This window comes from Pseudomonas gingeri (assembly GCF_013386115.1).
GTDB lineage: Bacteria > Pseudomonadota > Gammaproteobacteria > Pseudomonadales > Pseudomonadaceae > Aquipseudomonas > Aquipseudomonas gingeri.
Genome location: NZ_JACAOR010000008.1, coordinates 395042 through 407514 on the forward strand (window position 1 = coordinate 395042; position 12473 = coordinate 407514).

At 62.4% G+C, this 12473-nt stretch carries 9 protein-coding genes; all 9 read left to right on the plus strand.

What is annotated here, in order from left to right:
- The first annotated feature begins 8 nt into the window (after positions 1-8).
- The 9 genes from rnhB to ispD all read left to right on the plus strand — a co-directional run bounded on the left by rnhB (position 9) and on the right by ispD (position 12191).
- A complete protein-coding gene (rnhB, locus tag HX881_RS17745; protein ID WP_104009863.1) occupies positions 9-635 on the plus strand; it encodes a ribonuclease HII in 627 nt (208 codons plus the stop codon).
- Between the two features lie 71 nt (positions 636-706).
- Positions 707-4228 (plus strand): DNA polymerase III subunit alpha, encoded by a 3522-nt coding sequence (dnaE, locus tag HX881_RS17750; protein WP_017127132.1) that lies wholly within the window; start codon positions 707-709, stop codon positions 4226-4228.
- 149 nt (positions 4229-4377) lie between these two features.
- A complete protein-coding gene (locus HX881_RS17755) occupies positions 4378-5325 on the plus strand; it encodes an acetyl-CoA carboxylase carboxyltransferase subunit alpha (RefSeq protein ID WP_017127133.1) in 948 nt (315 codons plus the stop codon).
- 176 nt (positions 5326-5501) lie between these two features.
- Positions 5502-6830, plus strand: a complete 1329-nt coding sequence (gene tilS / locus HX881_RS17760; protein WP_017127134.1) for a tRNA lysidine(34) synthetase TilS — start codon at positions 5502-5504, stop codon at positions 6828-6830.
- A gap of 274 nt (positions 6831-7104) precedes the next feature.
- Positions 7105-8736, plus strand: coding sequence for a CTP synthase (gene pyrG, locus HX881_RS17765; RefSeq protein WP_042935727.1), 1632 nt, complete (start codon positions 7105-7107; stop codon positions 8734-8736).
- 5 nt (positions 8737-8741) lie between these two features.
- Complete coding sequence (kdsA, locus tag HX881_RS17770; RefSeq protein WP_177085729.1) at positions 8742-9587, plus strand: 3-deoxy-8-phosphooctulonate synthase; 846 nt, start codon at positions 8742-8744, stop codon at positions 9585-9587.
- 160 nt (positions 9588-9747) lie between these two features.
- Positions 9748-11037, plus strand: a complete 1290-nt coding sequence (eno, locus tag HX881_RS17775; RefSeq protein ID WP_017127137.1) for a phosphopyruvate hydratase — start codon at positions 9748-9750, stop codon at positions 11035-11037.
- A gap of 168 nt (positions 11038-11205) precedes the next feature.
- Positions 11206-11484, plus strand: a complete 279-nt coding sequence (gene ftsB, locus HX881_RS17780; RefSeq protein ID WP_017127138.1) for a cell division protein FtsB — start codon at positions 11206-11208, stop codon at positions 11482-11484.
- A complete protein-coding gene (ispD, locus tag HX881_RS17785; RefSeq protein ID WP_017127139.1) occupies positions 11481-12191 on the plus strand; it encodes a 2-C-methyl-D-erythritol 4-phosphate cytidylyltransferase in 711 nt (236 codons plus the stop codon). Before ftsB ends, ispD begins: the two co-directional genes overlap by 4 nt.
- The last annotated feature ends 282 nt before the right edge of the window (positions 12192-12473 follow it).

Sequence of the window (12473 nt, forward strand, 5' to 3'; positions counted from 1 at the left end):
ATGTGAAGATGCAGATGGGGCTGGACTTCAGCCTGGTGGCCGATGCCGGGGAACTGGTGGCCGGCGTCGACGAAGTCGGTCGCGGCCCGCTTTGCGGTGCGGTGGTCACGGCGGCGGTGATCCTCGATCCCAAGCGGCCGATTCTCGGGCTGAACGACTCGAAGAAGCTGACCGAGGCCCGCCGCGAAAAGCTGTACGACGAAATCCGCGAAAAAGCCCTGAGCTGGTGTATCGCCCGGGCCGAGGTCGAGGAAATCGATGAACTGAATATCCTCCATGCGACCATGCTCGCGATGCAACGGGCGGTCGCGGGCCTGCATATCCAGCCCAGGCTGGCAATGATCGACGGCAACCGCTGCCCGAAACTGCCGATGCCGGCGGAAGCGGTGGTCAAGGGCGACAGCAAGGTGCCGGCGATTGCCGCGGCGTCGATCCTGGCCAAGGTCAGCCGAGATCGTGAAATGGCGGTTTTCGAATCGATCTATCCCGGTTACGGCATCGGCGGCCACAAGGGCTATCCGACGCCGGTGCACCTGGAAGCCCTGAACCGCCTGGGGCCGACCCCGATTCACCGGCGCTCGTTCGCGCCCGTGCGGCTGGCCTGGGAAGCCCGTGAGGGGCTTGTCGAGCTTTAGTCTGCTGATGTTTTAGCCAAGGCCCGGTACAATCCGGGCCTTGTCGTTTTTCATGCTTCTACAGGATCACTATGCCGGCTTCATTCGTTCACCTGCGCCTGCACACTGAATACTCCCTGGTCGACGGCCTGGTGCGGATCAAGCCGCTGGTCAAGGCCCTGGCCGGCCTGAACATGCCCGCCGTGGCGGTGACCGACCAGAACAACATGTGTTCCCTGGTCAAGTTCTACAAGACCGCCATGGGCGCCGGGATCAAGCCGATCTGCGGCGCGGACCTGTGGCTGTCGAACAAGGACCCCGATGCGCCGTTGAGCCGCATCAGCCTGCTGGCGATGAACCCCCTGGGTTATCGCAACCTGACCGAGCTGATCTCCCGTGGTTTCATCGACGGTCAGCGCAACGGCATGATCATCATCGAGCGCGAATGGGTCGCCGAGGCCAATGAAGGCCTGATCATGCTGTCGGCGGCGAAGGAGGGCGAGATCGGCATGGCCCTGCTCGGCGATAACGCCGCGGAAGCCGAAACCCTGGCGCGTGAGTGGATGGCGGTGTTCCCGGACCGCTTCTACCTGGAGATCCAGCGGACCAATCGCCCCAACGACGAAGAACAACTGCACGGTGCCGTGGCCCTGGCCGAGAAGCTGGGCGCGCCGCTGGTGGCGACCAACGATGTGCGTTTCATCAAGCAGGAAGACTTCGAGGCCCACGAAACCCGCGTCTGTATCGGTGAGGGCCGGGCCCTCGACGATCCGCGTCGCTCGAAGAACTACAGCGACCAGCAGTACCTGAAAAGCGCCGAGGAAATGGCCGAGCTGTTCAGCGATCTGCCCGACGCCCTGGAAAACACCGTCGAGATCGCCAAGCGCTGCAATATCGAAGTGAAGCTGGGCAAGCACTTCCTGCCCAACTTCCCGATTCCCGATGGCATGACCATCGACGAGTATTTCCGCAAGGTGTCGTTCGACGGTCTCGAAGAGCGCCTGGCGGTCCTGCTGCCCAGGGAGACCACCGAAGACTACGAGGCCAGGCGCCAGGTCTATGTCGACCGGCTGAATTTCGAGCTGGATATCATCATCCAGATGGGGTTCCCCGGTTACTTCCTGATCGTTATGGACTTTATCCAGTGGGCCAAGAACAACGGCGTGCCGGTCGGTCCCGGCCGGGGGTCGGGTGCCGGTTCCCTGGTGGCCTACGTGCAGAAGATCACCGACCTCGACCCGCTGGAATATGACCTGCTGTTCGAACGTTTCCTCAACCCGGAACGGGTTTCCATGCCCGACTTCGACGTCGACTTCTGCATGGACGGTCGCGACCGGGTGATCGACTATGTGGCCGAGAAATACGGCCGCAACGCGGTGAGCCAGATCATCACCTTCGGTTCCATGGCCGCCAAGGCGGTGGTGCGTGACGTGGCGCGGGTACAGGGCAAGTCCTATGGCCTGGCGGACCGCCTGTCGAAGATGATCCCCTTCGAAGTCGGCATGACCCTGGAAAAAGCCTACGAGCAGGAAGAAATCCTGCGCGACTTCATCAAGGTCGATGAAGAAGCGGCGGAAATCTGGGAGATGGCGCGCAAGCTCGAAGGCGTGGTGCGTAACGTCGGTAAGCACGCCGGTGGTGTGGTGATCGCGCCGACCAAGCTGACCGACTTCTCGCCGATCTATTGCGACGAAGAAGGCGATGGCCTGGTAACCCAGTTCGACAAGGACGACGTCGAGGCCGCCGGCCTGGTGAAGTTCGACTTCCTCGGCCTGCGGACCCTGACGATCATCGACTGGGCGCTGAAGACCATCAACCGCGACCGCGCCAAGGTCAACGAGCCGCCGCTGGATATCGCCTTCATCCCGCTGGATGACAAGCCGACCTACAGCCTGTTGCAGAAGGCCGAGACCACCGCGGTATTCCAGCTTGAATCCCGCGGCATGAAGGAACTGATCAAGAAGCTCAAGCCCGACTGCCTGGAAGACCTTATCGCCCTGGTGGCCCTGTTCCGTCCGGGCCCGTTGCAGTCCGGCATGGTGGACGACTTCATCAACCGCAAGCACGGCCGTGCCGAGCTGGCGTATCCGCACTCCGACTACCAGTACGAAGGCCTCAAGCCGGTGCTGGCGCCGACCTACGGCATCATCCTGTACCAGGAACAGGTGATGCAGATTGCCCAGGTCATGGCCGGCTACACCCTCGGTGGCGCGGACATGCTGCGTCGAGCCATGGGCAAGAAGAAACCCGAGGAAATGGCCAAGCAGCGCGGCGGTTTCATCGAGGGTTGCGCGACCAACAATATCGACCCGGACCTGGCCGGTAACATCTTCGATCTGGTGGAGAAGTTCGCCGGTTACGGCTTCAACAAATCCCACTCTGCCGCCTACGGCCTGGTGTCGTACCAGACCGCGTGGCTGAAGGCCCATTACCCGGCGCCGTTCATGGCCGCGGTACTCTCGGCGGATATGCACAACACCGACAAGGTCGTGACCTTGATCGAGGAAGTGCGGACCATGAAGCTGCGCCTCGACGCACCGGACGTGAACACCTCGGAGTTCAAGTTCACGGTGAACGACGAAGGCCGGATCATCTATGGCCTCGGCGCCATCAAGGGCGTTGGCGAAGGCCCGGTGGAAGCGATTACCGAAGCGCGCCAGGCGGGACCGTTCGAGGACCTGTTCGATTTCTGCGCCCGGGTCGACCTCAAGCGCATCAACAAGCGCACCCTCGACGGCCTGATCCGCAGCGGTGCGCTGGATCGTCTCGGACCGTATTTCTACGACGAACCCAAGCCGTACCAGGCCAATATCGACCGTAACCGCGCCGTCCTGCTGGCGGCGATGGAAGAAGCGATCAAGGCCGCCGAACAGACCGCGCGTACCCACGACAGCGGCCACGCCGACCTGTTTGGCGGCTTGTTCGTCGAGGAGGACGCGGATGTCTACGGCAATCACCGCAAGGCCAAGGAGCTGACCCTCAAGGAGCGCCTGAAAGGCGAGAAGGACACCCTCGGCCTGTACCTGACCGGTCACCCGATCGACGAGTACGAAGGCGAGATCCGTCGTTTTGCCCGCCAGCGCATCATCGACCTGAAGCCGGCCCGGGATACCCAGACCGTGGCGGGGATGATCATCAACCTGCGGGTGATGAAAAACAAAAAAGGCGACAAAATGGGCTTTATAACCCTCGACGACCGCTCGGCGCGAATCGAGGCGTCATTGTTCGCCGATGCCTTCATGTCGGCCCAGTCGCTGTTGCAGACCGACGCGATGGTGGTGGTCGAGGGCGAGGTCAGCAACGATGACTTCTCCGGGGGCCTGCGCCTGCGGGTCAAGCGGGTGATGAGCATGGAAGATGCCCGGACCAACCTGGCCGAAAGCCTGCGCCTGAAGGTGCAGAGCGCCGCGCTCAAGGGCGATGAGCTACGCTGGCTGGGCGAGTTGTTCAAGAAGCACCGGGGCGCCTGCCCGATCACCATGGAGTACACCGGCCAGGATGCCAAGGCCCTGCTGCAGCTCGGTGACGGCTGGAAGATCGACCCGGCGGACAGTCTGATTCAGGCATTGCGTGACCAGTTCGGGCGAGACAACGTCTTTCTCCAATACCGTTGAGGTGGTGGTGCCATGAATGCGCCCCGACCTTGAACTTACTTTTAATCTCGACCTGAGCGCGCCATATCCCTTAAGGTAGGGCGCGATACAGATCAATCGGCCGGCCAGGCTGTGTAAAAACTACTGTGCTCGACCCAAGACGGATGCTTATGAACCCGAATTTTCTTGATTTCGAACAGCCGATCGCTGACCTGCAAGCCAAGATCGAAGAACTGCGCTTGGTCGGTAATGACAATTCGCTGAACATCGGCGATGAAATCTCTCGCCTGCAAGACAAGAGCAGCACGCTGACCGAAGACATTTTCGGCAAGCTGACCAGCTGGCAGATCGCGCGCCTGGCGCGTCATCCGCGTCGTCCGTACACCCTGGACTACATCGAGCACATCTTCACCGAGTTCGATGAGCTGCACGGCGACCGTCATTTCTCCGACGATGCCGCGATCGTCGGCGGTATTGCCCGCCTGGAAGACCAGCCAGTGATGGTGATCGGTCACCAGAAAGGCCGTGAAGTGCGCGAGAAGGTTCGCCGCAACTTCGGCATGCCGCGTCCGGAAGGCTATCGCAAGGCCTGCCGCCTGATGGAAATGGCCGAACGCTTCAAGATGCCGATCCTGACCTTCATCGACACGCCGGGCGCCTACCCGGGAATCGATGCCGAGGAGCGCAACCAGAGCGAGGCCATCGCCTGGAACCTGCGGGTCATGGCGCGCCTGAAGACGCCGATCATCGCCACCGTTATCGGTGAGGGTGGTTCCGGCGGTGCACTGGCGATTGGTGTCTGCGACCAGTTGAACATGCTGCAGTACTCGACCTACGCGGTGATTTCTCCGGAAGGTTGCGCGTCGATCCTCTGGAAAACCGCCGAGAAGGCTCCGGATGCCGCGGAAGCCATGGGTATTACCGCCGAGCGCCTGAAAGGCCTGGGCATCGTCGACAAGGTGATCGCCGAGCCCCTGGGCGGTGCCCACCGTGATCCGGTGGCCGCGGCGGCCCTGATCCGTGCCGAACTGAGCTCGCAGCTGGCGATGTTGAAGAAATTCGACAACGATGCGCTGCTGGCCCGTCGCTATGAGCGATTGATGAGCTACGGTCTCTAAGTGACCTGATGGAGCGCCCCTGAATTCCAAGGCGGCGCTCACCCCTGTAGGAGCCGGCTTGCCGGCGATTCGAGCCGTCGATGCAAGACTTGCCGGCCTCATCGCCGGCAAGCCGGCTCCTACAGGTTTGTGTTTCAGTCAGGCTGACCGCATTGAGGCGAAAAGCGACCGAACTCATGACTCTGCGTACCCTTCCTCTGGCAGACCGACTGCTGCATGCCCTGGCCCCCTGGCGTAACGCCTCGGCCTGGCGCGTAGCGTTCTCGGGCGGCCTCGACTCCACCGTCCTCCTGCATCTTCTCGCCCGCCTGGGCAAGACCGAATCCCTGCCCGAACTGACGGCCCTGCATATCCATCACGGCTTGCAGATTGCCGCCGATAGCTGGCCGGAACATTGCCAGGCATTCTGCGACACCCTGGGCGTGCCCTTGCAGGTGGTGCGGGTCAGCGTCCAGCTCGGTGCCAGTCTCGAGCGCGCCGCCCGGGATGCGCGCTACCTGGCCTTTGCCGGGGTGACCCAGTTGAACGAAGTCCTGCTGACGGCCCAGCATCGCGATGACCAGGCCGAGACGCTGTTGTTCCGGCTGTTGCGCGGTGCCGGGGTACGTGGCCTGGCGGCCATGCCGGGCGAACGCGAGGTGGGCGGCGGCTACCTGGTGCGGCCGCTGCTCGATGTCTCGCGTGCGGAACTGGAGCAGTACGCCCGCGAGCACGGCCTGAACTGGATCGAAGACCCGTCCAACGCCGACCAGCAGTTTTCCCGCAACTACCTGCGTCATCGGGTTTTCCCCGATCTCACCGAGCGCTGGCCGCAGGCGGTCAGCAGCATGGTGCGCAGCGCCGCGCACCTGCGCGAGGCCCAGGAACTGCTGGACGAGCTGGCCGACGTCGATCTCGACGAGGCCCAGGCCCATTCCCGCTATGACTGGCTGGGCATGCCGTCCCTGGCGCTGGATGCGGTGATCGAGCTGTCGCCGGCTCGCCAGCGCAACCTGCTGCGTCACTGGCTGGCACCGCTGACGCGCTTGCCGGACAGCGACCACTGGGCCGGCTGGGATGACCTGCGCGACGCCGGGCACGATGCCCGGCCCAAGTGGCGCCTGGCCGAAGGCGAGTTGCACCGCGCCGATGAGCACCTGTGGTGGCTGAGCGGTTCCTGGTTGCGCCAGCCGGTGGCGGATATCGAGTGGACCAGACCCGGGCAGACCCTGGAATTGCCGGACAACGGCGAACTGCTGATCATCGGCGATGCGCCGCCGGGTCCGTTGCGGGTGCGCTATCGTCAGGGCGGCGAGGTGTTGCACCTGCCGGACCGCGGGCATCGGGATCTGAAGCGTCTGCTTAATGAAAGCGGGGTGCCCTGGTTTGTCCGCGGCCGATTGCCGCTGGTCTACCGGGGCGAGCAATTACTGGCCGTGGCCAACCTGGCGGGGCTCGATGGCAGCGCGTTCGGAGACTGGCATTTGCAATGGCAGCCACCTTCGAGCGATCAAGGTTTGAGCTGAAAGCCGCTTTCCGGTAGACTACGCTCCCTTCTTGATACAACTTCTGTGGATTCGCCTGAATTGCAGGAGTTGCCGATTACCAAGCAGTCTTTGCTGGGCGATTCCAAAAAATGTGTAGCGAGCAACGTACCGGTGTCGTCACTTCCGGTCTGTCCCAACGCGGCGGTTTTTTTGAAAGATGCACTGTGATTAATGCAGGTGATCGGGGGCTTCGGCCTTCCTTCGCTTTCCCCGGCGGCTCGGACCGCTTTAACGCAGACTTCTAGGGTTTTTCATGACGCGCTACATATTCGTCACGGGCGGTGTTGTTTCTTCATTGGGGAAAGGCATTGCCTCGGCTTCATTGGCGGCCATCCTGGAGGCGCGGGGACTGAAAGTCACCATGCTCAAACTGGACCCGTACATCAACGTCGACCCGGGCACCATGAGCCCGTTCCAGCACGGTGAAGTGTTCGTCACCCACGACGGCGCCGAGACCGACCTGGACCTGGGCCACTACGAGCGGTTCATCCGCACGACCATGACCCAGAACAACAACTTCACCACCGGCCGTGTCTACGAGCACGTGCTGCGCAAGGAGCGCCGTGGTGATTACCTGGGCGCGACCATCCAGGTGATTCCGCACATCACCGACGAAATCAAGCGTCGCATCATCAAGGGCGCCGGCGATGCCGACGTGGCCCTGGTGGAGATCGGCGGCACCGTGGGTGACATCGAGTCGCAACCGTTCCTCGAAGCCATCCGCCAGTTGCGGGTCGAAGTCGGCTCCAAGCGCGCGATGCTGATGCACCTGACCCTGGTCCCGTACATCGCCACCGCCGGCGAGACCAAGACCAAGCCGACCCAGCACTCGGTCAAGGAGCTGCGCTCCATCGGCCTGCAGCCGGACGTGCTGATCTGCCGTTCCGACCACCCGGTGGACGTGTCCTCGCGTCGCAAGATCGCGCTGTTCACCAACGTCGAAGAGCGTGCGGTGATTTCCCTGGAAGACGTCGACACCATCTACAAGATCCCGGCCGTCCTGCACGCCCAGGGCCTGGATGACTTCGTCGTCGAGCGTTTCGGTCTGCAATGCAATGGTGCCGACCTGTCCGAGTGGGAAAAAGTGGTCGACGCCAAGCTCAACCCCGAGCACGAAGTCACCATCGCCATGGTCGGCAAGTACATGGAGCTGCTGGATGCCTACAAGTCGCTGATCGAAGCGATGAGTCACGCCGGCATCACCAACCGCACCAAGGTCAACCTGCGCTATATCGATTCCGAAGACATCGAGAACCAGGGCACCGGCCTGCTCGAAGGCGTCGATGCGATCCTCGTACCGGGCGGTTTCGGCCTGCGTGGAGTGGAAGGCAAGATCACCGCCGTGCAATACGCTCGCGAGAACAAGGTGCCGTACCTGGGTATCTGCCTGGGCATGCAAGTGGCCGTGATCGAGTTCGCCCGTAACGTGCTGGGCTGGAAGGACGCCAACTCCACCGAGTTCGACCGCACCAGCGCTCACCCGGTCGTCGGCCTGATCACCGAGTGGGAAGATGCCACCGGCGCGGTGGAAACCCGCACCGAGACGTCGGACCTGGGCGGCACCATGCGCCTGGGCGCCCAGGACTGCCTGCTGGAGCCGGGTTCGCTGGTTCACGATTGCTACGCCAAGGACGTGATCGTCGAGCGTCACCGTCACCGCTACGAAGTGAACAACAACCTGCTGCCGCAGATCATGGAAGCCGGCCTGAAGATTTCCGGTCGTTCCGGTGACGGCGCGCTGGTCGAAGTGGTCGAGGCCCCGGATCATCCATGGTTCGTCGCCTGCCAGTTCCACCCCGAGTTCACTTCGACCCCGCGTGACGGCCACCCGCTGTTCAGCGGTTTCGTCAAAGCCGCTTTGGCCCAACACCAGAAGAAGGCGTAAAGCTGATGGCCCAGAAGATCATTCGCGTCGGCGACATCGAGATCGCCAACGACAAGCCGATGGTGCTGTTCGGTGGCATGAACGTGCTGGAAAGCCGTGACATGGCGATGCAGGTCTGCGAAGAGTACGTCAAGGTCACCGAAAAGCTCGGTATCCCCTACGTGTTCAAGGCCAGCTTCGACAAGGCCAACCGTTCCTCCGTGACCTCCTACCGTGGCCCCGGCCTGGAAGAGGGCATGCGGATCTTCCAGGACATCAAGCAAGCGTTCGGCGTGCCGATCATCACCGACGTCCACGAGCCGGCCCAGGCCGCCGTGGCCGTCGAGGTCTGCGACATCATCCAGTTGCCGGCCTTCCTGTCGCGCCAGACCGACCTGGTGGTCGCCATGGCCAGGACCGGCGCGGTGATCAACATCAAGAAGGCCCAGTTCCTCGCGCCCCAGGAAATGAAACACATCCTGAGCAAGTGCGTGGAAGCCGGTAACGACCAGTTGATCCTCTGCGAGCGCGGTTCGAGCTTCGGCTACAACAACCTGGTGGTCGACATGCTCGGCTTCGGCATCATGAAGCAGTTCGAATACCCGGTGTTCTTCGACGTGACCCACGCCCTGCAGATGCCGGGCAGCCGTTCGGACTCCGCCGGCGGTCGTCGGGCCCAGGTCACCGACCTGGCCAAGGCCGGCATGAGCCAGGGCCTGGCGGGGTTGTTCCTCGAGGCGCATCCGGATCCGGACAACGCCAAGTGCGACGGTCCTTGTGCCCTGCGCCTGGACAAACTGGAGCCGTTCCTGGCCCAGCTCAAGGCGTTGGACGAACTGGTGAAGAGTTTTCCGACGATAGAAACCGCGTAATCCTCGTTTATTCGGTAGACTGCCCCACAATTTTCGCTCTGGCCTGCCGGCCGTACAACTTTTGTGGGAGCGGGCTTGCCGGCGATAGCGATCTTACGGACGCCATCGCCGGCAAGCCGGCTCCTGCAAGGTTTTCGTCAACTTTGGAGTGTTTACAACAATGGCAAAAATCGTCGACATCAAAGGTCGTGAAGTTCTCGACTCCCGTGGCAACCCCACCGTGGAAGCGGACGTCCTTCTGGACAACGGCATCATCGGCAGCGCCTGCGCTCCGTCCGGTGCTTCCACCGGCTCGCGTGAGGCGCTTGAGCTGCGTGATGGCGACAAGAGCCGTTACCTGGGCAAGGGCGTGCTGAAGGCTGTCGGCAACATCAACGGTCCGATCCGCGAACTGTTGCTGGGCAAGGATCCTTCCGACCAGAAGGCCCTGGACCACGCGATGATCGCGCTGGATGGCACCGAGAACAAGGCGACCCTGGGCGCCAACGCCATCCTCGCCGTGTCCCTGGCTGCGGCCAAGGCGGCTGCGCAGGATCAGGACCTGCCTCTGTACGCGCACATTGCCAACCTGAACGGCACCCCGGGTGTCTACTCCATGCCGGTACCGATGATGAACATCATCAACGGCGGCGAGCATGCCGACAACAACGTCGACATCCAGGAGTTCATGGTCCAGCCGGTCGGCGCCAAGTCCTTCTCCGAAGGCCTGCGCATGGGCACCGAGATTTTCCATCACCTCAAGGCCGTGCTCAAAGCCCGTGGCCTGAGCACCGCTGTCGGTGACGAAGGTGGTTTCGCGCCGAACCTGGCCTCCAACGAAGATGCCCTGAAAGTCATCTCCGAAGCGGTCGCCAATGCCGGTTACAAACTGGGCACCGACGTGACCCTGGCCCTGGACTGCGCGGCCAGCGAGTTCTTCGAAGACGGCAAGTACAACCTGTCCGGCGAAGGCCAGGTGTTCACCGCCGAAGGTTTCGCCGACTACCTGAAAGGCCTGACCGAACGCTACCCGATCATCTCCATCGAAGATGGCCTGGACGAGTCCGACTGGGCTGGCTGGAAAATTCTTACCGACAAGATCGGCGAGAAGACCCAACTGGTGGGCGACGACCTGTTCGTGACCAACACCAAGATCCTGAAGGAAGGCATCGACAAGAAGATCGCCAACTCCATCCTGATCAAGTTCAACCAGATCGGCACCCTGACCGAAACCCTGGAAGCCATCCAGATGGCCAAGGCCGCCGGCTACACCGCGGTGATCTCGCACCGTTCCGGTGAAACCGAAGATTCGACCATTGCCGACCTGGCCGTGGGCACCGCTGCCGGCCAGATCAAGACCGGCTCGCTGTGCCGTTCCGACCGCGTTTCCAAGTACAACCAACTGCTGCGTATCGAAGAGCAATTGGGCGCCAAGGCGAAGTACAACGGTCGTTCCGAGTTTCGCGGTTAAGCAGTAGATGGTAAAAAGACACCGGATTGTGTCGGAAAAGTCGCTATAGCGGCTTTTTCGCAACTAATCTGATGGCTGACAAGCACAAGCCTGGTCTTTCCAGGCTTCGTGCTGTTGGGTATACGGAAGTCGGCTTGGCTGTCTTTTTCACTGGGTAAACGAAATTCGATGCGCAGTCCCAATTGGTTGTTCCTTGTCTTGCTCTTGCTGCTGGCTGGCCTGCAGTACCGCCTTTGGGTGGGTAACGGGAGCCTGGCGCAGGTAGCCGACCTGACACAACAGATTGCCGACCAGCATGCCGAGAACGAGCGTCTGCTGGAGCGTAACCGTGTCCTCGATGCGGAAGTTCTTGAGCTGAAGAAAGGCATGGAGACCGTTGAAGAACGTGCTCGCCATGAACTGGGCATGGTCAAGGACGGCGAAACCCTCTATCAGTTGGCACAATGACTGACTCATCGCTACCGGCCTTCTGGGCCGTGATTCCTGCCGCGGGCGTGGGTGCCCGTATGGCGGCCGACCGTCCCAAGCAGTACCTGCAACTGGGCGGACGAACCATTCTCGAACACAGCCTCGGCTGTTTTCTCGATCATCCGGGACTCAAGGGGCTGGTGCTCAGCCTGGCGCCCGACGATCCCTATTGGCCTGGCCTGGCCTGTGCCGGCGACCCGCGCATCCAGCGCGTCGACGGTGGCGCCGAACGTGCCGACTCGGTCCTCAATGCCTTGCTGCACCTGCATGCCCGGGGGGCGGCGGATGAGGATTGGGTACTGGTTCATGATGCGGCGCGGCCGAACCTGTCCCGCGACGATCTCGACAAGCTGTTGGCCGAGCTCGCCGACGATCCGGTGGGCGGCTTGCTGTCCGTGCCGGCCCGGGACACCCTCAAGCGTGTCGACCAGCATGGCCGGGTGGTGGAAACCGTCGATCGCAGCCTGATCTGGCAGGCCTACACGCCACAGATGTTCCGTCTCGGTGCCTTGCACCGGGCGCTGGCCGACAGCCTGGTGGCGGATGTCACCATCACCGACGAAGCCTCGGCGATGGAATGGGCGGGGCAGGCGCCGCGTCTGGTGGAGGGGCGTTCGGACAATATCAAGGTCACCCGTCCCGAAGACCTGGAGTGGCTGCGCCTGCGCTGGGCCAACCGGCGCTGACAATCCAGGCCGCACTGCCGCTATCGCCAGCAAGCCGGCTCCCACAGGATGGTGTCTCACCCTGGACTATCGCTGGGACCTTGTAGGAGCTGGCTTGCCGGCGATGGCGTCCGCAAGACCGATGCAGGACGCTCTGCCCTCATCGCCAGCAAGCCGGCTCCCACAGTACGGCGTCTCACCCCGGACTATCGCCAGGCTGGGGACCTTGTAGGAGCTGGCTTGCCGGCGATGGCGTCCGGAAGATCGATGCAGGACTCTCTGCCCTCATCATCGGCAAGCCGG

Excerpts from the sequence above, each read along its gene's own strand:
- rnhB (WP_104009863.1), top strand. The coding sequence starts at position 9 with ATGCAGATGGGGCTGGACTTCAGCCTGGTGGCCGATGCCGGGGAACTG.
- dnaE (WP_017127132.1), top strand. The coding sequence starts at position 707 with ATGCCGGCTTCATTCGTTCACCTGCGCCTGCACACTGAATACTCCCTG.
- HX881_RS17755 (WP_017127133.1), top strand. The coding sequence starts at position 4,378 with ATGAACCCGAATTTTCTTGATTTCGAACAGCCGATCGCTGACCTGCAA.
- tilS (WP_017127134.1), top strand. The coding sequence starts at position 5,502 with ATGACTCTGCGTACCCTTCCTCTGGCAGACCGACTGCTGCATGCCCTG.
- pyrG (WP_042935727.1), top strand. The coding sequence starts at position 7,105 with ATGACGCGCTACATATTCGTCACGGGCGGTGTTGTTTCTTCATTGGGG.
- kdsA (WP_177085729.1), top strand. The coding sequence starts at position 8,742 with ATGGCCCAGAAGATCATTCGCGTCGGCGACATCGAGATCGCCAACGAC.
- eno (WP_017127137.1), top strand. The coding sequence starts at position 9,748 with ATGGCAAAAATCGTCGACATCAAAGGTCGTGAAGTTCTCGACTCCCGT.
- ftsB (WP_017127138.1), top strand. The coding sequence starts at position 11,206 with ATGCGCAGTCCCAATTGGTTGTTCCTTGTCTTGCTCTTGCTGCTGGCT.
- ispD (WP_017127139.1), top strand. The coding sequence starts at position 11,481 with ATGACTGACTCATCGCTACCGGCCTTCTGGGCCGTGATTCCTGCCGCG.